Here is a 19,188-nt window from a genome sequence, read left to right as displayed (position 1 = left end):
CCGCCGGTGAGGGCGAGCGCCTCGGCCAGCGCGTCCGCGGCCCGCGCCGCCGGGTCCGCCTGCCGCGCGGACGAGCCGCCGGGCAGGGTGGACAGCGCGACGTGCAGCTCGGCGGCCAGCCGGCCGAGCTCGCCGGCGAACCGCGTGCCGCCGGACTCGGCCTCGTCCACGCACCACTCCCAGCCGTCGCGCGCCTCGGGCAGGTAGCCGGTCACCAGCGCGAGCAGCTCCTCGCCGGCGTCCGACGCGCGGGTCAGCGCCAGGTACGGGGGCGCGGTGCCGGTGAAGCCGACCTCGACGAGGTGAGCGAAGATCTCGGGCGTCGGGTGGGGCAGCGGGACCGGCGGGGCCAGCCACTTCACGACCATGCGCTCGTCCACCACGACCGAGTGGTTGGTCTGGTCGACGTGCGGCCCGAAGCCGCGCTCGGCGGCCGTCGCCGCGAGGACGGGAAGGTCATGGAACCGGCGGACGGCGAACGGGGGCGGCGGGTCGTGCGCCAGCGCCCGCAGCAGGCTCGTGGACAGGCCGTGATCCCGGTCGGAGACGGGCTCCGCCGCGAGGGCGGCGAGCCGGATCGCAATTGAATCCCAGTTCAACAGATTGACCATCGTTCCCGATCGACGTGTGGAAGGAAGTCTCGCTCATGTTGATATCCGCTGCAACTTCGCCCTCTTCGGAGCCCGTCCGCGCATTAGAGGAAAAGCGCCTGCGCCGGTCAGGAGGGTACGGTCCCGCCCGCGGTGCTCGCTCCGGGCCGCCCCTGCCTCCATGCGCCGGCGGGGTCCGCGCGGTGTCGCCGCGACCGATAACCCGCTCTCAGCGGATCCGGATCGTTCACCCGTTCGCTGAGCACCCGCCAGGGATCGCACGCTCCCGAGCCGATAGATTACGGCTGGGAGAGATGGTGCGAAGAGCGCGGCCCAAAGGCGGTCCGTACGCGAGGTGAGAGGTCCCTCACGGACCGGGATGAGGCGACTCCGTTATTGAATCTCGATTCAACACTCTGATCAAACTTCCTGGTAGCAATGTCGGGAAAAGTCTTGCTCATGTTGATTTCTGCTGCAACACTCCTGCTCTGGTCTGCCGTGTCCAGTAAGGTCGCGCGACCCCTCAATCCTCAGCACCAGAAGGAGTAGCGGCCGTGTCCCGTAACCGGTTCACCCGTCGTCTTCCGGCCGCCGTGGCGGTGGCCGGCCTCGCGCTAGCCGTCGCGGCGTGCGGCGGTGGGTCGTCGAGCAGCTCAGACGGCACGACCGCGGCCAAGGCCGAACAGCTCCAGCCCAACGCCGACCTGACCAAGCAGTCGCTCCAGGTGACCGTCTGGCCGGGCTACACCCCGGAGGAGCTGCCCGAGAAGGTCAAGCAGCAGCTCAAGGTCAAGGAGATGGGGATCACCAACCACGACACGAACGAGCTGGCGATGGCCAAGCTGACCGCCTCCGGCGACAGCGGCATCGACGTGGCCTTCGTGTCCGGCCAGTACGCCCAGGCGCTCAACGCCCAGGGCCTGCTGGAGCCCATCCACGCCGAGCTGATCCCCAACCTGGCCAATCTCTACCCCGAGGCCACGCAGCTCTCCTACGACAAGGGCAACAAGTACTCGGTGCCCTACACCTGGGGCACCACCGGCATCTGCTACCGCAGCGACCTGGTGAAGACGCCGCCGACGAGCTGGAACGACATCCTCAAGCCCGCCTCCTGGGCCGAGAAGAAGGTCACCATGATGACCACCGAGCGCTGGCTGGTCCTGCCCGCGCTCAAGGCGCTCGGCTACTCGGTCAACACCGAGAAGGACGAGGAGATCGCCAAGGCCAAGGAGCTCCTGGTCTCGCAGAAGCCGCACCTGCTGCGCTACGACGACACCACCTTCGGCGACCGGCTGAAGTCCGGCGAGGCCATCATGGTCGAGGCGTGGGACGGCTGGTGCCCGACCACGGACGAGAAGCAGAACATCAAGTTCGTGGTGCCGAAGGAGGGCAGCGACCTCTGGGTGGACACCATGGTGATCATGAAGTCCTCCAAGAACAAGGAGGCGGCCCACGCCTTCATCAACATGATCCTCGACCCGGAGATCCACCGCTGGGCGGCCGAGAACATCAACTACAAGGTCCCCAACAAGGCCGCCATGGACAAGGTGACCATCCCCAAGGGCTCGCTGCTGGACATCAAGCCGGCGGAACTGCTCAACGGTGAGTCGATCATCGACCTGGGACAGGCGTCGACCAAGTTCAGCCGCCTGTCGCAGGAAGTCACGGCCGGATAGTCGTTGGTGCAGTGAGATCCGAGGTCAAGGCCCGGCCGGTGTCCCGTAAGCGGGGTCGCCGGCTGGGCGCGTTCGTTTTCCTTTCGCCAGGTCTGACGTACCTGGTCGTGCTCCTCCTCGTGCCGCTGGCGCTGGTGCTGAGCTACACCGTCTTCCAGCGGGGGCGCTTCGGGGGCATCGTCTACGAGTTCACGCTGGAGAACTTCCAGCGCCTGTTCGACTCCCTCTACCTGAACGTCGTCGGCGACTCGCTGAAGATGGCGACGATCGCCACGCTGATCGCGTTGCTGCTCGGCTACCCGACGGCGTACCTGATCGCCCAGCTCCCGTCCAAGTGGAAGACGATCGCCCTGGTGGCGGTCGTGCTGCCCTTCTGGACGAACTTCATCATCCGCGTCTACGCGTGGATCATCATGCTCAGCAGTCAGGGGCTGCTCAGCTCCCTGCTGGGCAAGGAGATGGAGCTGCTCTACACCCAGGGCGCGATCGTCACCGGGCTGCTCTACTCGTACCTGCCGCTCATGGTGCTGCCGTTGTACTCCTCGATCGAGAAGCTCGACCCGCAGTTGCGCGAGGCGTCGGCGAACCTCGGGGCCTCGGCGTTCACCACGTTCCGGAAGGTGACGCTGCCGCTCACCCTGCCCGGCGCGCTGACCGGGGCGATGTTCGTGTTCGTGCCGAGCTTCGGCAACTTCGTCATCCCCGAGATGCTCGGCGGCAACAAGTCCATCATGGTGGGGAACCTGATCCGCAACCAGTTCCTGGTCGCGCGCGACTGGCCGTTCGGCTCGGCGCTGGTGCTGGCGCTGATCGCGGTGCTGATCCTGCTGCTGCTCGTGCAGGCGTGGGCGGCCCGCCGTGCGTAGACCCAAGCTGCTGTACGTGCCGTTCTGGGCGACCTACGCCTTCCTGTACGTGCCGATCATCGTCCTGGTCGTCATGTCGTTCAACTCCGGCAAGTCGGCCTACACCTACGAGGGCTTCAGCCTCAAGTGGTACGGCGAGCTGGCCGCCGACGAGAAGATCAGAGAGGGCCTGGTCAACACCCTGATCGTGGCCCTGGGCTCGACGGCGATCGCCACCGTGCTCGGCACGCTGCTGGCCGTCGGCCTGGCCCGGTACACCAAGTCGAAGCTGCTCGACGCGATCTCGCTCATGCCGGCCGTGCTGCCCGACCTGGTGCTCGGGATCGGGCTGCTGGTCCTGTACGCCCTGATCAACACCTTCCTGGCCCAGTGGGACGCCCAGTTCGCGCTGGGCCTGCCCACGGTGACCATCGCGCATGCCGTGTTCTCGATGGCGTTCGTCGCGGCGGTGGTGCGCACCCGGCTCACCAACGCCGACACCTCGCTGGAGGAGGCCTCGCGCGACCTGGGGGCCGGGCCGGTGGTCACGTTCATGAAGGTCACGCTGCCGCAGCTGGTGCCCGGGATCGTCGCCGGGGCGCTGCTGGCGTTCACGCTGTCGCTGGACGAGTTCGTGATCGCCTTCTTCACGATCGGCAACGCCGAGCCGACGCTGCCGATCGTCATCTACTCAATGGTTCGTTTCGGGGTGACCCCGAAGATCAACGCGCTGGCCGCGATCCTGCTCCTCGTGAGCTTCACGGCGGTGATCGCCGGGCAGCGGATGACCAAGATCGGGAAATCACGTGCTCAGGATTGACGGGGTCACCCGCAGGTTCGGTGACGTCACCGCGCTCGACGGCGTCTCGCTGGAGATCGAGCAGGGCGAGTTCTTCGCCCTGCTCGGGCCCTCCGGCTGCGGCAAGACCACCCTGCTGCGCATCATCGCCGGGTTCGAGACGCCGGACGCCGGCACGGTCACGCTCGACGGCGAGGACCTGCTGTCCAAGCAGCCCAACCGGCGGCCGATCAGCCTCATGTTCCAGTCGTACGCGCTGTTCCCGCACATGACCGTGGCCAAGAACGTGGCCTACGGCCTGGAGCGGGAGAAGCTGCCCCGGCAGGAGATCAAGCAGCGGGTCGGCGAGGTGCTGGAGACCGTGGGCCTGTCGGCGCACGCCTCGCGCAAGCCCGCGCAGCTGTCCGGCGGCCAGCGGCAGCGGGTCGCGCTGGCCCGCTCCATCGTCAAGCGGCCGCGGCTGCTGCTGCTCGACGAGCCGCTGTCGGCCCTGGACAAGAAGGTCCGCGCGGACATGCAGCTGGAGCTCAAGCGGCTGCAGAGCGAGGTCGGCATCACCTTCGTGGTCGTCACGCACGACCAGGAGGAGGCCATGTCGCTGGCCGACCGCATCGCGGTCTTCGACAGCGGCAGCGTGCGCCAGGTGGACGCCCCCGTGGCCCTGTACGAGCGCCCGCGCTCGCCGTTCGTGGCCGACTTCGTCGGGGCGAACAACCTGTTCGAGGGCGTCTGCACCGGCCTGGACGGGATCAAGAGCGAGGAGTTCGGCATGCTGGCCGGCACGCCGCTCGAAGACCTGGCCGCCGACTCCAAGGCGCTGCTCGCGGTGCGGCCCGAGAAGATCGAGCTGGCCGACGAGAACGCGGCGCGGGGCCTGAAGGGCAGCGTCCTGGACGTGAGCTTCTACGGCGGCGTCTCGCACATCTCCGTGGACGTGCCGGGACGGGCCAAGCCCGTGCTCGCCGCGGTGCAGGGGGCGAGCACGGTGCAGCCCGGCGCCAAGGTGAAGGTGCGCTGGGAGGCCCAGGACGCCGTCATCATGGCGGTCGATCAATGAGCCAGGTCGTTGCCCGTCGCCGCCCGCGCGTACGACAGGATCAGCTCGGCCGCCTCGTCGGGGCCGATCAGCGGGTGCCTGGCGGTGATGCGGTAGCCGTAGGCGTCCTCCAGGGCCACCAGGTTGCGCGCGACGGTCACGGAGTCGGCCGTCAGCCGGAAGACCCCGAGCGCGGCCCCGGTGTCCAGGATCGCCTGGTACATCGACACCTGGCGGTCGTACAGCGAGGTGAGCAGCACGCCGTAGACCCGGTTGCGGCCCGCGGCGCCGCCCAGCTCGTTGAGCAGGCGGACGTCGGGGTCGAGCGGCCCGGTCGGCAACCCCGACCGGATCGTGACGACCAGCTTCTCGACCGGGTCGGTGAAGTCGGCCAGGCGGCGCATGCGCAGCTCGTAGAACCGCTCCATGCCCGCGTGCTGCGCCTCGACCAGCAGTTCGCCCAGGTCGGGGTAGTGGTAGAGCACGGCGCCGGAGGTCAGACCGGCCTCCTCCGCGACGTGCGAGAGCTGTACTCCGTCGATGCCGTGGCGGATGATGGCTCGGCGCGCGGCCTCGATCAAGTCGATGCGCCGGTCACTACGGCTTTTGCGCTGGGCCACGACCACCACCCCCCGTGCGTTTGGTCACCATTCAGATCGGCCGTGACCATAGTGCACTTAACTTGCGCTTCACGCTAGATGAGTATTTGAATTCCTCTTCAATTTGACGAGTTCCCCCGGAGTTCACGATGTCCCTCACCATCCTGTTCATGCCAGAGAGCGCGTACGGCCCCACGAACAACTGCATCGGCGTCGGCGACATTCTCCGCCGTCGCGGGCACCGCGTCGTCTTCGCCGCGGAGTCGTCCTGGAAGGGCAAGCTCGAAGCGCTCGGCTTCGAGGAGGACCTCGTCGACCTGGCCCCGCCGCCCGAGAACGCCGAGGAGCAGGACGCCGGCCAGTTCTGGAAGGACTTCATCCGCGAGACCGCGCCGGAGTACCGCAAGAGCACGCTGGAGCAGCTCGACACCGTCATCAAGCCCATCTGGGACTCCCTCATCGACGGCGCCAAGTACTGCGAGCCGCAGCTCAAGGCCATCATCGAGCGGGTGAACCCGGACGTGATCGTCGAGGACAACGTGATCACGTTCCCGGCGCTGCTCACGGCGGGCAAGAAGTTCGTCCGGATCGTCTCGTGCAACCCGCTGGAGGTGCGCGGCGAGAACGTCGCGCCGGTCTTCTCCGGCCTGCCCGCGGACGACCGCTCCGGTTGGGACGCCTTCCGCGCCGAGTACGACCGCACCCACCGCGAGATCTGGACCGCCTTCAACGAGTGGTGCGTCGAGCAGGGCACCGCCCCGCTGCCCGACCTGGACTTCATCCACGAGGGCGACCTGAACCTCTACGTCTTCCCCGAGATCCTCGACTACACCGACGCCCGCCCGCTCGGCCCGAGCTGGCACCGGCTCGACTCCTCGGTGCGCGAGACCGACGAGGACTTCACGCTGCCCTTCCAGCGCAACGACGGCTCGCTGATCTACTTCTCGCTCGGCTCGCTCGGCTCCTCCGACGTCGAGCTGATGCAGCGCGTGATCGACATCCTGGCCGGCACGCGGCACCAGTACATCGTCTCCAAGGGCCCGCTGCACGAGGAGATCAAGCTCGCCGACAACATGTACGGCGCCGAGTTCCTGCCGCAGACGAAGATCATCCCCCTGTGCGACCTGGTCATCACGCACGGCGGCAACAACACCACCACCGAGGCGGCGCACTTCGGCAAGCCGATGATCGTGCTGCCGCTGTTCTGGGACCAGTACGACAACGCCCAGCGGGTGGACGAGCTGGGCTACGGCGTCCGGCTCTCCACCTACACCTTCACCGACGAGGAGCTGACCGGCGCGGTGGAGCGCCTGCTCGGCGACACCGAGATGCGCGCGAGGCTCGCCGCGGCGGGCGAGGAGATCCGCCGCCGCGACGGCCTGCGCAAGGCCGCCGACCTGATCGAACAGCTCGGCCAGTAGGGATTTCGAGGACCTTCCATGCGTGAACTGATCAACCCCGCCACCGGCCTCCCGTGCGCCGAGATCCCGGACACCCCGGTGGCCGACGTGGCGGCGGCCGTCCGGACCGCCCGGGGCGCGTTCGAGGAGTGGGCGCAGACCACCCCCGCCGAGCGCCAGCGGCTGCTGCTGCGCCTGGCCGACCTGGTGGAGGCCGACGCCGAGGAGCTGACCCGGCTGGAGGTGGAGGAGACCGGCAAGCCGGCGGCCGTCTTCAGGGACGGCGAGCTGCCCTTCGCCGTCGACAACCTGCGCTTCTTCGCCGGCGCCGCCCGTTCGCTCGAAGGGTCGGGGGCCGGGGTGTTCAGCGCCGGTTACACCTCGGTGCTGCTGCGCCGTCCGGTCGGGGTGGTGGGGTCGATCGCGCCGTGGAACTTCCCGTTCGTCATGGCGGTGTGGAAGGTCGGCCCGGCCGTGGCCGCCGGGAACGCCGTGGTCATCAAGCCGGCGCCGCAGACGCCGCGCACGACGCTGCGCCTGGCCGAGCTGTTCGCCAAGGCGGGCGCGCCCGAAGGGCTCGTCCAGGCGGTCACCGGCGACGCCGAGGTCGGCCAGGCGCTGGTCACCGACCCGGGCGTGGACATGGTCAGCGTCACCGGCTCGACCGGCACCGGCCGGGCGGTCATGACCGGCGCGGCGGCCACGCTCAAGCGGGTGCACCTCGAACTCGGCGGCAAGGCGCCCGCCCTGGTCTTCCAGGACGCCGACCTGGCCGAGATGGCCCGCGGCGTGGCCATGGGCGCCACGTACAACACCGGCCAGGACTGCACCGCGGCCACCCGCGTCTACGTCGCCCGCGAGATCTACGACGACGCCGTCGAGGCCATCCGGGCGACCCTCGCCGAGATCACCGTGGGCGACCCCTGGGACCCGGCGACGGACATCGGCCCGCTGATCTCGGCCGCCCACCGCGAGCGCGTGCACGGCTTCGTCGCGCGCTCGGGCGGACGAGTCGTGCACGGCGGCGCGCCCGTCGAGGGGCCCGGGTTCTTCTACCCGCCGACGCTTGTGACCGATGTCGCACAGGACAGCGAGATCGTCCAAGGTGAACTTTTCGGACCGGTCCTTGTGGCGCTGCCGTTCGACGGCGAGGGCGAGGCCGTCCGGCTGGCCAACGACACACCCTACGGGCTGGCCTCGTCGGTGTGGTCGCGCGACGTCGCGCGGGCGATGCGCGTGTCCCATCGGCTCGACGTGGGCGTGACCTGGGTGAACGATCATCTGCCGATCGCCAGCGAGGCGCCGCACGGCGGCGTGAAGGGCAGCGGGTTCGGCAAGGACATGAGCCAGGAGGCGGTGCAGGAGTATTCGGTGACGCGTCACCTCATGGTCAAGCACGCGGCGCCCGTGGAGCGGGATTCGTTCCGGCCCGCCTGAAAACGTGTACGGCGATATGACGCCCAAAGTGTCGCTTTGGGTGCATTTAGTGGGAAATGTACGGTTGGCCGTCTGGTACGGACTGTGTTCCAATTACCCAGCCGGACAGAATCCCATGCGCCACACGCGTGTCTGATTTCTTTCGAGCACGTACCGGCGAGAGGTAGCGAGAGTCAGTGAGGACGGAAAACCCCAGGCACACGAGGTCAGGGGAGTACACAGGCGGAAGGTTCCGGCTGGGGAACTGGCGTGTGCGCTCGAGGTTGATCGCGCTGATCCTCATCCCCACCATCGTGGGCGTGCTCCTCGCGGGCGTGCAGCTCGCCAACGCCATCGGGACGAGCTCCGAGTACCGCCGGCTGACCCAGGTCGCCGAGCTGGTGCAGCGCATCGGCGGGCTCAACCACGAGCTGGCCAAGGAACGCACGCTCACCGCGTGGTACGTGACCGACCAGTCGAAGGCGGGGCGGTTCGTCCAGCTCAAGACCCAGCGCGCGGCCGTCGACGCGGCCAAGAAGAAGGTGCTGGCCTCGGCCAACGCCATCGACGCCGCGCACTCGGCCCGTATCCGCGACGGTGTGGAGAACATGCGCCGGTGGCTCACCGGCCTCGACAGCCTCCGCACGTCGATGGTGGCCGAGGGCACGCCCCCGCGAGCCGCGATCACCACGTACACCACCATGATCGGCGTCTTCTCCGCGATCCAGGGCGACCTGGGCGACGGCGTGAACGACGACGACCTCCAGGGTGACGTGGCCGCCCTCGGCTCGCTGCAGCGGGTCAAGGAAGAAGTCTCCAGGCAGCAGGCCATTCTCATGATCGCGCTCATCGAGCGTGAGCTGGACTACGACGACCTGTCGGAGTTCCTCGGTTCGTGGAGCCGCCAGCAGGCCGAGCTGACCGCCTTCGAGCGGGAGGCCGACCCGGCGGACCTGCGCGCGTACCAGAAGAGCATGCGCGGGCCGGACATCGACCGCGCCGACGCCATGCGGCAGCGCGCCCTGGCCCAGGTCCGCGAGTACAACCGGATCCGCGACCTCGACGTCACCTCCGCCCGCGACCTGAGCCGCTGGTACGACAGCACCACGCTGGCCGGCAACACCATGCGCAAGGTCGAGGACTCCCTGGCCACCAAGATCGTGACCAGGGCCCGCGAGCTGAGCGACACCGAGCAGCGCAACGCCATCATCAGCGGCGCGACCATCCTCGTCCTGCTGCTGCTGGTCCTGATCATCACCACCCGGGTGGCCGGTTCGCTGGTCCGCCCGCTGCGCCGGCTGCGCGCCGAGGCGCTCCAGGTGGCCACCACCCGGCTGCCCGAGACCGTCCGCATCCTGCGCGAGTCCGGCGACGGCGCGCAGATGCCCGAAGTGCCCTCGGTCGGCGTCAACACCCGCGACGAGATCGGTGAAGTGGCGCGGGCCTTCGACGAGGTCCACCGCGAGGCGCTCCGGCTGGCCGGCGACGAGGCCAAGCTGCGCGCCAACGTCAACGCCATGTTCGTCAACCTCTCCCGCCGCAGCCAGACGCTGGTCGAACGGCAGCTGCAGCTCATCGAGGGCCTGGAGCAGGGCGAGGAGGACGAGCAGCGGCTCGCCAACCTCTTCCGCCTCGACCACCTGGCCACCCGCATGCGCCGCAACAGCGAGAACCTCCTGGTCCTCGCCGGCCAGGAGGCCGCGCGCAAGTGGAGCGAGCCGGTGCCGCTGGTCGACATCGCCCGCGCCTCGCTGTCGGAGGTCGAGAACTACGAGCGGGTCCAGATCAAGATCCCGTCCGGCACGCTGATCGTCGGCCCGGCCGTCACCGACGCCGTCCACCTGCTCGCCGAGCTGATCGAGAACGCGATCTCCTTCTCGCCGCGCGAGAGCAAGGTCGAGGTCTCCAGCGTGGCCGCCGACGGCGGCGTCATGATCTCCATCAACGACCTGGGCATCGGCATGAGCCCCGAGGAGCTCGCCGAGGCCAACTGGCGCCTGGCCAACCCGCCCGTCGTGGACGTCGGCGTCTCCCGCCGCATGGGCCTGTTCGTGGTCGGCCGCCTGGCGCTGCGCCACGGCATCCGCGTCCAGCTCAGCATGCGGGAGACCGGCGGCCTGAGCGCGCTGGTGATGATGCCCGACATGCTCATCAGCGGCGGCGCCGGCATGCCGCAGCAGCCCGGCAGCCAGTACGAGGCGTTCACCACGTTCGACCCGAGCCAGTTCGGCGTCGCCGCCGCGCCCGCCGAGGCGAGCCAGAACGGCGCCCCCGTCTCCGCGCCCGACGCGGCCGACCGGGTGCTGGACACGCAGTGGCCGGGCTCGCTGCCCGCGCCGGGCACCGGCAACTGGCCGTCCTTCGCCGACGAGTCGGCCCAGGAGGAGACCCGCTGGGGATCCTTCGGCGAGGAGCCGGGCCGGGACGAGCCGCGCTGGCCGTCGTTCGCCGAGGAGCCCAAGCCGTCCTTCGGGGACGAGTCCAAGCCGTTCTTCGCCGACGAGCCGAAGCCGTTCTTCAGCGATGAGCCGAAGCCGTCCTTCGGTGACGAGCCCAAGCCCTTCTTCGGCGACGAGCCCAAGCCGTTCTTCGCCGACGAGCCGCCCGCGGCCAAGCCCGAGCCGCAGCCGCAGGCGCAGTCCCCGTGGGGCGAGCAGCGCTGGCCCTCCTTCGCCGAGCAGCCGCCGCCGCTGCAGGACGACGAGCCCCGCTGGCCGTCCTTCGCCACCGAGCCGCCGCAGAGCGGGACGGAGGAGCCCCGCTGGTCCTCCTTCGGCTCGCCGTCCTTCGGCGACACCTCGCTCGGCCAGTCGGCCTTCAACGAGGAGCCGCCGCGGCGGTCCCTGTTCGAGTCGGTCGACCCGCCGCGCCCCTCGGCGTTCGGCGAGGAGCCCTACCGGGCGGCGTTCGGCGACCTGCCGGGGTTCGGCGCGGAGGAGCCCAAGCCCGCCGACCAGTACGAGCAGAGCCGTCCGGGCGCCTACGGCCCGTTCGGCCAGGGCGACTACTCCTCCCAGGACCTGACCGGCCCGCTCCCCGTGGTGCGCACCTCGCCCCTGGAGGAGCAGAGCGAGGAGTTCCTGCCGATCTTCTCGTCCGTCGGCTCGGACTGGTTCCGCAGGCCCGACCCCGAGCAGCTGCGCCAGCAGGAGCAGGAGCCCGAGCACGAGATCACCGCCGTGCATCCGGCCGTGCCCGCCGACCCTCCGGCGGCCGCGCCGCCCGCCGCCCCGGCGGTGGGCCGGTCCGGGCTGCCGCAGCGCAGGCCCGGCCAGTCGGGCGCCGGCGCGTCGTGGTCCTCGCCCGCCGACTCCGGTTTCCAGGCGGCCCAGGCCGCCGCGCAGCCCGCCCAGGCCGGCACGACGTCCTCGGGGCTGCCGCGCCGGGTGCCCAAGGCCAACCTCGTGCCCGGTACGGCCAGTCTCGCCGAGCCGCAGCCCACGTCACCGCCGCCGCAGATCTCGCCCGAGCGGTTGCGCAGCAGGCTCTCCAGCTTCCAGCAGGGAGTGCGGCAAGGCCGCGCGTTCACCCGCGGAGAAGAGAATGAGGAGGACAAATGAGAGAGATGAGCCAGGGAGCGCGTGGCATCAGCTGGCTGATCACCGACTTCGTGAACAACGTGCCGGGCGTCGCGCACACCGTCGTGGTGTCGTCCGACGGCCTGCCGCTGGCCTTCTCGGAGGGTTTCCCCAAGGACCGGGCCGACCAGCTCGCCGCGGTCGCCTCGGGCGTGATCAGTTTGACGCAGGGCGCCGCGCGGGTCTTCGAGGGCGGCATGGTCACCCAGACCGTCATCGAGATGCAGCGCGGGCTGTTGATGATCATGTCCATCAGCGACGGGTCCTGTCTGGCCGTCCTCGCGGCTCCCGACTGTGACATGGGCCTCGTGGCGTACCAGATGACGCTGCTGGTCGAGCGCGCCGGTCAGGTGCTCACCCCGGCCGTACGCGCTGAGCTGCAAGCGGCCCGCCCCCGCTAGCGGGCGGTGACAGGAGATCATGGTGTCAGGTCAGGGTTGGGCTGGTGATAGCACTCCGCCGCATCCGGCGGCCCCTCGTCCGCAGAAGCCGAGTTCCCTGGTACGGCCCTATGCCGTGACCGGGGGGCGCACCGCGCCGCGGATGAAGTTCGCCATGGAGGCTTTGGTGTCCTCCGTGACGTCGGAATACCAAGACATTTCCCTACTGAGTCCGGAGTATCAGGCGATCATTCAGCTGACCCGGAACGTCCGGTCGGTTGCCGAGATCTCCGCCCTTTTACGCCAGCCCCTTGGTGTGGTCCGGGTGCTGATCGCCGACATGGCGTCGGAGGGCCTGATCCGCGTGCACCAGCCTGCGCTGGACGCGGGAAAGCCGGACCTCAACTTGCTCGAAAGGGTGCTCAGTGGACTTCGCAGGCTCTAGCCCCGGTCTGACCTCGACGAAGATCGTCGTGGCCGGGGGCTTCGGCGTGGGGAAGACGACGTTCGTGGGAGCGGTCTCGGAGATCCTGCCGCTCACCACGGAAGCGGTCATGACGGACGCCTCGGCCCACGTCGACGACGTCTCGCTCACGCCGAACAAGACGACCACGACCGTGGCGATGGACTTCGGACGTGTGTCGCTGGATCGCGACCTGATCCTCTACCTGTTCGGCACCCCCGGACAGCACCGGTTCTGGTTCATGTGGGACGACCTCGTGCGCGGCGCGATCGGCGCCGTCGTCCTGGTGGACACGCGCCGTCTGGCGGACAGCTTCCCCGCCATCGACTACTTCGAAGAGGCCAAGCTGCCCTTCGTCATCGGCATCAACGGCTGGGACGGCCAGTTCGCCCACGCGGAGGACGAGATCCGCGAGGCGCTGTCCGTCGGCGGGCACATCCCGATCGTCCGCCTCGACGCCCGTCAGCGCGACGCGGTGAAATCCACCCTGATCACGCTGGTGGAGCACGCGCTCACCCGCCACTCCCACACGCCGGTATAGCCCGACGCGCCCCGGGCGCCCGGCTGAGGCCGGGCGCCCGCCCGCGCGTCAGACGGTGGTGGCGTGGCCGCGCACCAGGCGGCCGACCTCGGCGCGGAGGTGCACGAAGTCGGGGTGCTCGCGGGTGGTGATCTGGTCGCGCGGCTCGGGCAGGTCGACCTTGAGGTCGCCGACCACGTGCGCGGGGGCCTTAGACAACACCACGACGCGGTCGCCGACGTAGACGCTCTCGTCGATGTCGTGGGTGATGAGCACGATCGTCATCTGGTGGTGGCCGCGCACCTTCAGCACGAGGTCTTCCAGGTCTTCGCGGGTCTGGGCGTCGACCGAGCCGAACGGCTCGTCCATGAGCATGAGCGAGGGCCGGTAGGCCAGCGCCCGCGCGATCGCCACCCGCTGCTGCATGCCGCCGGAGAGCTGGAACGGGTACTTCTTCTCGGCGCCCTGGAGCCCGACCGACTCCAGCGCCTCCTGGGCGGCCTCGCGGCGCTGCTGCTTGTCCATGCCCCGGCGGCGCAGCGGCAGGGCCACGTTGTCGGCCACCGACATCCACGGGAACAGCGAGCGGCTGTAGTCCTGGAAGACCACCGCCAGGTTGTCGGGGGTCTGCCGCACCAGCTCGCCCTCGACCCTGACCTCGCCGCCGGTCGGCCTGATCAGCCCGGCGATGGAGCGCAGCAGGGTCGACTTCCCGGCTCCCGACGGCCCGACGATGCACAGCAGCTCGCCCGCGGCGACGCTCAGGTTGAGCCCTTCGATGGCGTGGTGAGCGTTGGGGCCACCGCCGCCGTACACGTGGGAGAGGTTCTCTATCTCGAGCATGGATGTCCTAGGGGGCGAGGCCGCGAGCGGAGGACCGACTCGGGAAGCCGGAAATGTCGGTATGGCTCTACGGTGTCGGATCTTACCCTTGAGTCTTCGCGGCTGTCATGGGATGCGTACGCTCCACGACTCCCGCTCGTTCAGCGCCCGGACGTCGGCGTCGGAGATGCGCCGCTGCGCCCCGGCCATGGCGGCCAGCTCGGCCTCCGTCAGCACGTCGGCGATGTCGGCGAACCCGTCGGGCGCGCGCTCGGTCACCAGGCCGATCGTATCCTCGATGGGCAGCGCCCGATGCGCCATCACCAGCGCCGACGTGGGCGGACGCCGTTCCTCCTCGTACGCCTTGAGCGCCGTGACCGGGTCGCCGGACGTCGCCAGGCACCGGGCCAGCACCCGCGCGTCGAGCACCGCCTGCGAGCCGCCGTTCGAGCCGATCGGGTACATCGGGTGCGCGGCGTCGCCCAGCAGCGTCACCCGGCCCTCTCCCCAGACCGGCAGCGGGTCCCGGTCCACCATCGGGTACTCCAGGATGCGCGGGGAGGCCGCGAGCAACCCCTGGACGTCGGCCGGCCGGTACCGCCAGTCGGCGAAGTGCGCGGCCACCTCCTCCAGCCGGCCCGCGCGCGACCAGTCGGCCTCCGCGGCGACGCCGGGCTCGGCCACCTTGACCTCGGCCACCCAGTTGACCAGCCGGGGGTTGCGGGCCGAGATGTGATAGGTGACGAACTTCCCGGCCCGGTTGGAGCCGCCCACCAGCACGGTGGCGCCGTCCAGGACGCGGTCGGCCTCGGCCACCCCGCGCCACATCCTGATGCCGGACCACAGCAGCGGGTCGTCCGACGGGTGCAGCAGCGCCCGCACCGTGGACTGCACGCCGTCCGCGCCGACGAGCACGTCCACGCGTTCCTCCACGAGCTCGCCGCCCTGCCGGAGCCGGACGAGGACCTGCTCGCCGTCCTGCTCGAAGCCCTCCAGGCGGACGCCCGTCCGCACCGGGACGGCCCGTTCCTCGACCGCGGCCAGCAACGCCATCTGCAGCTCGCCCCGGTGGATGCTGTACTGCGGCCAGCGGTAGCCGGCCGAGCGCCCGCGCGGCAGCGCCAGGATCACGTTGCCGTGCCGGTCGGCGAAGGTCATGAAGGTCGTCTCCACGCCCAGCGCGGCCAGCTCGCCGGCCAGCCCCAGCTCGGTCAGCTCCCGTACGGCGTGCGGTTGCAGGTTGATCCCGACGCCGAGCGGCCTCAGCGTGGCGGCCGCCTCCACGACCACGCACTCCAGCCCGGCCGCCGCCAGGCTGAGCGCGGTGGTGAGCCCGCCGATCCCGGCGCCCACGACCATCGTCCTCACGTCGCCCCCAGTGGTCTCGATCCGGTCCCACGTGTCCCTGACGGGGAACATGACGATAAGTTTCTCGCCCTTTGCAGGCCGAAGACCAGAGTTATCCCATTAACCTCGTTCCTATCTGGGTGTGAGGTGTGTGATGCGCGGATTCAGTGACGGGGAGTTCGCCTACCTGCTTGAGCACGACCTGGCGCGGCTCGCCACGGCGGGAGCCGGGGGAACGCCGCACGTCGTGCCCGTGCGGATCCATCTCCAGCCGGACCGCGGCATGATCGCGGTCGGCTCCCGCCTGCTGCCCGGCGGCGTGCGTCCGCGGCGGTACCGCCGGGACGTCAGGGACAACCCCGAGGTGTCGCTCGTCGTGGACGACTTCACCGAGGACGGGCCGCGCGGCGTCCTCGTCCAGGGGGTCGGGCGGGTCCACGCCAAGGGCGGCGAGCGGCTGAAACCCGGGTACGAGCCCGTATGGGTGGAGATCATGCCGCTGGCCGTCGCGTCGTGGGGCATCGACTCGGGCGCTTACGAGCCGCCGCGCAGCCGCCCGGTCGCCGCCGGCACGTTCACTGCTCCGTGAGCCGCTGCGCGCCGAGGTGCCAGGCCAGCACCCGCCGCTCGGCCACCAGGAACAGCTCGTTGAGCAGGTAGCCCAGCACGCCGAGCAGCACGATCCCGGCCCACATCGCGGGCAGGTCGAACGTCGAGTACGCGGTGGTGAGCTGGAACCCGATGCCGTTGGAGGCCCCCGGCAGCAGCTCGGCGAAGACCATGACGATCAGCGACAACGACAACGACAGCCGCAGCCCGGCGAACATCTTCGGCAGCGCCGACGGCAGGACGACCCGCAGCAGGCGTTCGGTCCCCGACAGCCGGAACACCCGCCCGGTGTCCAGGTGCAGCGGATCGACCGCCCGCGCGCCGTCGGCGGTGTTGAGCAGCACCGGCCACACGACGCTGAACATGATGAACGCCAGCTGCATGCGCAGCCCGAAGCCGAACACCACCAGGAACACGGTGACCAGCGCGGGCGGCGGGATCGCGCGCAGGAACTGCAGCACGCCGTCGAGATAGTCGTAGACCCGCGCCGACAGCCCGAACGCCAGCCCGAGCAGCACCCCGGCCACCGCCCCGCCCGCGAACCCGGCGGCCATCCGGCCCAGGCTCGGCAGGACGTCGTCCACCGCCGCGCCGGTCAGGAACAGGCTGCCGGGCGGGCCGGAGAACCACATCTGGTGCATCCGGGCCACGATCGTCGTCGGCGGCGGGAAGAACGAGCTGCCCGCCAGCCGCGTGCCCGCCTCCCAGGTCAGGACCAGCACGGCCAGCACGGCCACCCGGAACGCCGTGCCGCGCGTGCGGTCGCGGGCCGACGGCCCGCGCCGGGCCCCGGTCACGACCCCTCCGTCAGCCGGGCGTGGTGCCAGCGGAAGGCGCGCTGCTCGGCCGCCACCAGCAGCGCGTTGACCAGCACGCCGAACAGTCCCACCCAGAACACCCCGGCCAGGATGTCGGTCATCCTGGCCGGGACCGCGATGCCGGCGAAGAAGATGAACACGCCGATGCCCTCCCCGCGCCCGGCCACGATCTCGGTGCTGACGGTCAGGATGAGCGCCACGGACGCCGCCAGCCGCACGCCCGTGGTGATGAACGGCGCGGCCGACGGCAGGCTGACGCGCAGCAGCACCGACAGCGGGCCGAAGCCGTAGGAGCGCAGGGTCTCCTTGGCGACGGGGTCGACGCCGCGCAGGCCGTACATGGTGTTGTAGAGGATGGGCCACATGGCGGCGTAGAGCACGAGCGTGACGCGGAGCTGCAGGCCGGTGCCGATCACGAGGGCGACCAGCGGGATCAGCGCCACCGACGGGATCGGCCGCAGGAACTCCACCACCGAGCGGGTGGCGGCGTCGATCACCGGCACGCTGCCGAGCAGCAGGCCGAGCGGCACCGCCACCAGCACCGCGAGGCCGAGCCCGAAGGCCCAGGCCAGCAGGCTGGTGCGGGCGTGGGTCAGGAAGGCCGGATCGGCGAGCAGCGCCAGGCCACGCCCGACGATCCGCGTGGCCGGCGGCAGCACCTCGGCGTCCACCAGCCCCGACCGGCTCAGCAGCTCGACGAGGACGGCGAAGCCGGCCGCCCCCGCCGCCCGGCGCGACCACCGCGTGGCGGCGCCGGCCGGACGGCGGACGACGCCCGTCGCGGTGCTGCTCACCCCGACGTCGTCGGGGACATCAACGTCTTGACGTCGATCTCCTTGCCCAGCCACTTGGCCTCCCACATCCAGTCGGCCACCCGCTGCAGCCGCACCGGGTTGTCGGAGCTGGAGAAGTAGGGGAAGGTGACCGTCGCCGCCGTGGACGCGTCGATCTGCGTGAAGTTCGGCAGCACCTTGGCCACCACCTCACGGTTGTTCTCCATCAGCTTGGCCGCGTTGTGGATGGCCCGCTGGAAGGCCGCCGCCGTCCTCGGGTTCTTGTCGTACCAGTCCTGGGTGCTGATGTATCCCGAGATCGGGAACTCCGCCGCCGGCCCGGAGGCCGGGTCGAGGATCTTGCGCGCGCCCATCGACGAGGTCGCCGCGGTGACCAGAGGCTCGCCCAGGTAGGCGGCGTCGATCTGGCCGCTCTTCCACGAGGCCATGATGTTCTGGAACGTCACGGGGACGTACTTGATCGTGGCGGGGTCGATGTTGTTGGCCTTGAGCACCTGGGTGAGCGCGAGCTCCTGGAAGTTGTGCAGGACGTTGACGTTGATCGTCTTGCCCGCGAGGTCCTTCGGCGTCTTGATGGGGGAGTTGGGCAGCGCCATGATGCTGAGCGAGTCGGGGGCGGCCCGCGAGCCCTCGGCGAGCACGTGGATCTTGATCGCCCCCTTGTCGTGCGCCTGGAACATCGACACGTAGTTGCCGAACATGGCGTCGATCTCGCCGTTGACCAGCATGGGGATCGCCTCGGGGGCGGCCTGGACGACCTGCGGGGTGACGTCGAGACCCTCCTGCTCGAAGAGTTTCTGGTCGATGGCGACGTAGAGGGCGGCACTGTCGATGGCGGGCAGGGTGGCGATCTTGAGCTTCGTCTTCTCCAAGGCGCCGCCGCCGCCGTTCGCGGAGGCGGAGGGTGGTGCGCTGGCGGTGGTTGAGCCGCCGGTGCTGCACGCTACGGCGCCTAAAGTCACAGCGAACCCGATGATGGCGGCCTTGGCGGAGCGGCCAAGCCTCATGTCAGGGACTCCCTTCAAGACGTGGAGCCGGGGGGACCGGGTGGCTGAACTGCCCCCGGGGCTGAGTGCCTGACGAACAAGCAGGAATCGACCGTAGCACCACATTGGCAGTCATTATCAAGAAAATGACTCTTGTGGTTGCAATGTCCGTTTGCCGCTCTATCGTAAATAGAGGCGTGAGATGTCTTTGTCCGTTTTGGGAAAGAGGGTGGCGACCGGGGCGTCTGTTACTGGTGGGACTAGCTGACCTGGATCGTTCCGCGGGCGGAAGGGGGCTTGCGGAACACGTTTCGGCTGCCCGTTTTTGCAGGTAAACGGCGGTCTACCAATTTTGTCACAATTTTTGGACAATCCGGGATATAAGCCTCAGAGGGGCACTATAGGTGGTTGGTCCTGACCGGTACCTGTGCTCAAATGGCCCTCATCTCGATTGTACATATTGCCCCACGTGCATTTACCTGCATGGTCTTCGAGAATTCCCCTCCGGGG

The 19,188-nt window shown here is 69.6% G+C and carries 18 protein-coding genes; 11 read left to right on the top strand and 7 right to left on the bottom strand.

The annotated features are described in order from the left end of the window. A partial coding sequence (locus ACWEJ6_RS30565; protein WP_452428183.1) for a hypothetical protein occupies positions 1 to 599 on the bottom strand: 599 nt, incomplete at its 3' end. Positions 600 to 1,144: 545 nt separating this feature from the next. Between ACWEJ6_RS30565 and ACWEJ6_RS30560 the strand changes: the two genes are divergently transcribed. From ACWEJ6_RS30560 to ACWEJ6_RS30545, 4 genes are all read left to right on the top strand, one after another. After that, complete coding sequence (locus tag ACWEJ6_RS30560) at positions 1,145 to 2,266, top strand: polyamine ABC transporter substrate-binding protein (protein WP_357971184.1); 1,122 nt, start codon at positions 1,145 to 1,147, stop codon at positions 2,264 to 2,266. Positions 2,267 to 2,373: 107 nt separating this feature from the next. Continuing rightward, complete coding sequence (locus tag ACWEJ6_RS30555) at positions 2,374 to 3,132, top strand: ABC transporter permease (protein ID WP_352350262.1); 759 nt, start codon at positions 2,374 to 2,376, stop codon at positions 3,130 to 3,132. After that, a complete protein-coding gene (locus ACWEJ6_RS30550; protein WP_357971186.1) occupies positions 3,125 to 3,931 on the top strand; it encodes an ABC transporter permease in 807 nt (268 codons plus the stop codon). The genes ACWEJ6_RS30555 and ACWEJ6_RS30550 overlap by 8 nt, the downstream gene beginning before the upstream one ends. After that, positions 3,918 to 4,967 (top strand): ABC transporter ATP-binding protein, encoded by a 1,050-nt coding sequence (locus ACWEJ6_RS30545; RefSeq protein ID WP_364324487.1) that lies wholly within the window; start codon positions 3,918 to 3,920, stop codon positions 4,965 to 4,967. The genes ACWEJ6_RS30550 and ACWEJ6_RS30545 overlap by 14 nt, the downstream gene beginning before the upstream one ends. Here ACWEJ6_RS30545 and ACWEJ6_RS30540 read toward each other — a convergent pair. After that, entirely contained in the window at positions 4,961 to 5,566 is a 606-nt protein-coding gene (locus ACWEJ6_RS30540; RefSeq protein ID WP_352350268.1) for a TetR/AcrR family transcriptional regulator, read from the bottom strand. The genes ACWEJ6_RS30545 and ACWEJ6_RS30540 overlap by 7 nt on opposite strands. 128 nt (positions 5,567 to 5,694) lie before the next feature. Between ACWEJ6_RS30540 and ACWEJ6_RS30535 the strand changes: the two genes are divergently transcribed. From ACWEJ6_RS30535 to ACWEJ6_RS30510, 6 genes are all read left to right on the top strand, one after another. After that, a complete protein-coding gene (locus ACWEJ6_RS30535) occupies positions 5,695 to 6,966 on the top strand; it encodes a glycosyltransferase (protein ID WP_387667774.1) in 1,272 nt (423 codons plus the stop codon). An 18-nt stretch (positions 6,967 to 6,984) separates the two neighbouring features. Continuing rightward, positions 6,985 to 8,382: an aminobutyraldehyde dehydrogenase gene (locus tag ACWEJ6_RS30530; protein WP_452428180.1), complete on the top strand. Its 1,398-nt coding sequence runs from the start codon at positions 6,985 to 6,987 to the stop codon at positions 8,380 to 8,382. Positions 8,383 to 8,633: 251 nt separating this feature from the next. Next, positions 8,634 to 11,921 (top strand): sensor histidine kinase, encoded by a 3,288-nt coding sequence (locus ACWEJ6_RS30525; RefSeq protein WP_452428178.1) that lies wholly within the window; start codon positions 8,634 to 8,636, stop codon positions 11,919 to 11,921. Beyond that, positions 11,918 to 12,340, top strand: coding sequence for a roadblock/LC7 domain-containing protein (locus tag ACWEJ6_RS30520; RefSeq protein WP_090935862.1), 423 nt, complete (start codon positions 11,918 to 11,920; stop codon positions 12,338 to 12,340). The genes ACWEJ6_RS30525 and ACWEJ6_RS30520 overlap by 4 nt, the downstream gene beginning before the upstream one ends. Positions 12,341 to 12,359: 19 nt before the next feature. Then, positions 12,360 to 12,764: a DUF742 domain-containing protein gene (locus tag ACWEJ6_RS30515; protein WP_055507219.1), complete on the top strand. Its 405-nt coding sequence runs from the start codon at positions 12,360 to 12,362 to the stop codon at positions 12,762 to 12,764. Between the two features lie 7 nt (positions 12,765 to 12,771). Further along, a complete protein-coding gene (locus ACWEJ6_RS30510; RefSeq protein ID WP_352350489.1) occupies positions 12,772 to 13,323 on the top strand; it encodes a GTP-binding protein in 552 nt (183 codons plus the stop codon). Between the two features lie 48 nt (positions 13,324 to 13,371). Here ACWEJ6_RS30510 and ACWEJ6_RS30505 read toward each other — a convergent pair whose 3' ends face one another. Together ACWEJ6_RS30505 and ACWEJ6_RS30500 are read right to left on the bottom strand one after the other, a co-directional pair. Continuing rightward, complete coding sequence (locus ACWEJ6_RS30505; RefSeq protein ID WP_358283706.1) at positions 13,372 to 14,145, bottom strand: ABC transporter ATP-binding protein; 774 nt, start codon at positions 14,143 to 14,145, stop codon at positions 13,372 to 13,374. Between the two features lie 105 nt (positions 14,146 to 14,250). Then, complete coding sequence (locus tag ACWEJ6_RS30500; RefSeq protein WP_452428176.1) at positions 14,251 to 15,543, bottom strand: flavin-dependent oxidoreductase; 1,293 nt, start codon at positions 15,541 to 15,543, stop codon at positions 14,251 to 14,253. A gap of 82 nt (positions 15,544 to 15,625) precedes the next feature. Here ACWEJ6_RS30500 and ACWEJ6_RS30495 point away from each other — a divergent pair, with 82 nt between their 5' ends. Further along, on the top strand, positions 15,626 to 16,060 hold the full coding sequence (locus ACWEJ6_RS30495) for a pyridoxamine 5'-phosphate oxidase family protein (protein WP_364324477.1): 435 nt from the start codon (positions 15,626 to 15,628) through the stop codon (positions 16,058 to 16,060). Here the strand turns inward: ACWEJ6_RS30495 and ACWEJ6_RS30490 are convergent. From ACWEJ6_RS30490 to ACWEJ6_RS30480, 3 genes are read right to left on the bottom strand one after another with little or no spacing between them, the layout of a single operon-like run. Further along, a complete protein-coding gene (locus tag ACWEJ6_RS30490) occupies positions 16,047 to 16,877 on the bottom strand; it encodes an ABC transporter permease (protein ID WP_452428174.1) in 831 nt (276 codons plus the stop codon). The two genes, ACWEJ6_RS30495 and ACWEJ6_RS30490, sit on opposite strands and share 14 nt — an antisense overlap. Continuing rightward, positions 16,874 to 17,692 carry an ABC transporter permease gene (locus ACWEJ6_RS30485; protein WP_358283717.1) on the bottom strand — a complete coding sequence of 273 codons (819 nt, stop codon included), beginning with the start codon at positions 17,690 to 17,692 and terminating at the stop codon, positions 16,874 to 16,876. Before ACWEJ6_RS30485 ends, ACWEJ6_RS30490 begins: the two co-directional genes overlap by 4 nt. Beyond that, positions 17,689 to 18,699, bottom strand: coding sequence for an ABC transporter substrate-binding protein (locus ACWEJ6_RS30480; RefSeq protein ID WP_452428172.1), 1,011 nt, complete (start codon positions 18,697 to 18,699; stop codon positions 17,689 to 17,691). Before ACWEJ6_RS30480 ends, ACWEJ6_RS30485 begins: the two co-directional genes overlap by 4 nt. Positions 18,700 to 19,188: the final 489 nt, after the last annotated feature.

This window comes from Nonomuraea sp. NPDC004702, from assembly GCF_053601695.1.
Note: the sequence above shows the minus strand (reverse complement) of the source record. Positions and strands in the feature narration are given on the sequence as shown.